This window comes from Lonsdalea iberica, from assembly GCF_002111585.1.
GTDB classification, from domain to species: Bacteria; Pseudomonadota; Gammaproteobacteria; order Enterobacterales; family Enterobacteriaceae; genus Lonsdalea; species Lonsdalea iberica.
Map to the genome: position 1 here is coordinate 1 of NZ_LUTP01000103.1, position 1572 is coordinate 1572.

The window sequence follows — 1572 nt, forward strand, 5'->3', positions numbered from 1 at the left end:
AGACAAGGCGACAGCAGAGCAGTATGTCTCGACTTATGACGGGATGAAGATTGTTGCTGCTTCGATGACGCCTGTAATAGGTTCGGCAGCAGCCAGTAAACTCAGTGCGTTGGTAAATGAAGCTAATTCCAGTAATGCAGCGTTATCCGTATCTGAAAGAGTCAAAGAAAATATTGCGGTCAGCGAAAAGGCGCGAGAGTCGTCTAATTTTGGGCAGTACAGCAAAGCTGAAGGCGGGGTTCAGGAAACTCTGGGAATTTGGCCACCGAACCGTGGTGCGTATGGGCCGGTTGAGAAAGTTATATTGCCTACTGGGGAGCTAATTGACAGATATGGTTCAACGAAAGGTACGTACACTTCTCCTGCTGGAGTTCCCTTTGAAAATCGGGCATTACCATCTTATTCAGCTAATGCGCCGTATAACGTTTATGAAATATTAAAACCGATAGATGATGTGTCAAAAAGTAAAGTTTTACCTTGGTTTGGACAAAAAGGTAAGGGAACTCAATATGAATTACCCAAGCCTGTTCAATGGTATATAGATAATGGATATCTTGGGGAAAAGAAATGACAAGAGAAGAGCTATTGCTGGAGTTAGAAAAAAAGAATGTGCCAAAAGGTATTTATAGCCTTGATGGGATTAAGGACGGAGAATGTTTATGTATTACCCATCAAGGGGATGCTTGGGAAGTAATATATAATAGCAGAGGCAAGATTACTTACAGGGAGGCGTTCCGAGCTGATGAAGCGGCCTACAGTAAGTTTTACCAAATAATGAAAGAGGATTTTGGGTGGTAGTTTATTTATCCTCTCTCCTACGAAGATCCCGTTTAGCGCCGGGAACGCCGTTTTTAGCGCTTAGAGCCTAATCTCCGCCTCAATGACCAGTTTACCATGCTCAACGGTGACGATAAGCGGCGTATCCGTGCCAAATCCCGCGGCTTCCAGCCAGTCGCCCTTGAGGTGGAAGCTGCGGCTGTCATAGCGTGTCATATCCTTGCGGTATGCGTGGCGGAGGGGGCGACGTGTGATGCTGCCTAGCCATGGTAGCTATCCTCATTAGTTGCTTGTGGTGAGCGTCGGCAGTGAGGTGCGAACTCATTGCCGGCGCGTTAAAAATCATGTCCTTTTATTAACCGTTCGTTCCTGCTTTTTTGCCAGAGTCATCACGGCGCCGAGCATCTCTGATACCGGCTTTTTCTTGCAGCTAGGTAACTAGCTAATAACCCGAATCGGCCGTTCCAGTGGCGGTTAAGGTGAAGGAAATCTCCACGGATAACACGGATTACAGCACGCTGACGGAAACGCAGAAGCTGAACAACCTGATGGCACATGCGATACTGGGAGGCGTGATAGCGGAGCTGAGCGGTGGCAATGGCACTGCGGGAACCATAGGCGCGGCGACAGGCGGGTAAGAATGCGGTTGAGAATAATTATCTGAGTGTGTCTGAGAAATCAGAGCTTGAGATAGCGAAGCAAAAACTCCGTAACAGCAAAGACCCGGCAGAGCGGGAGCAGGCCGAGAAAGACGTTGCCCGGTTAACGGAACTGGATATCTCAAGGGATGGCGCT

4 protein-coding genes are annotated in these 1572 nt (G+C 48.2%); 3 read left to right on the forward strand and 1 reads right to left on the reverse strand.

Annotation, left to right across the window (positions count from 1 at the left end):
• Nucleotides 1-571: TNT domain-containing protein (locus AU511_RS16820; RefSeq protein WP_167372058.1), on the forward strand; the 571-nt coding region annotated here is incomplete at its 5' end.
• The gene (locus tag AU511_RS16825; RefSeq protein WP_094110359.1) at nt 568-798 is read left to right on the forward strand and encodes a hypothetical protein; all 231 of its coding nucleotides are present in this window, start codon (nt 568-570) and stop codon (nt 796-798) included. The genes AU511_RS16820 and AU511_RS16825, both read left to right, overlap by 4 nt.
• 60 nt (nt 799-858) lie before the next feature.
• On the opposite strand, the gene AU511_RS16830 is transcribed toward AU511_RS16825, so the two are convergent.
• Nucleotides 859-993, reverse strand: a complete 135-nt coding sequence (locus AU511_RS16830) for a SymE family type I addiction module toxin (protein ID WP_094110360.1) — start codon at nt 991-993, stop codon at nt 859-861.
• A gap of 263 nt (nt 994-1256) precedes the next feature.
• On the opposite strand from AU511_RS16830, the gene AU511_RS17355 reads away from it, so the two are divergent.
• Nucleotides 1257-1415 (forward strand): DUF637 domain-containing protein, encoded by a 159-nt coding sequence (locus AU511_RS17355; RefSeq protein ID WP_205756481.1) that lies wholly within the window; start codon nt 1257-1259, stop codon nt 1413-1415.
• Nucleotides 1416-1572: the final 157 nt, after the last annotated feature.

What these genes read in the sequence shown, in the direction of transcription:
- AU511_RS16825 (WP_094110359.1), top strand. Translation starts at nt 568, where the DNA reads ATGACAAGAGAAGAGCTATTGCTGGAGTTAGAAAAAAAGAATGTGCCA.
- AU511_RS16830 (WP_094110360.1), bottom strand. Translation starts at nt 993, where the DNA reads ATGACACGCTATGACAGCCGCAGCTTCCACCTCAAGGGCGACTGGCTG.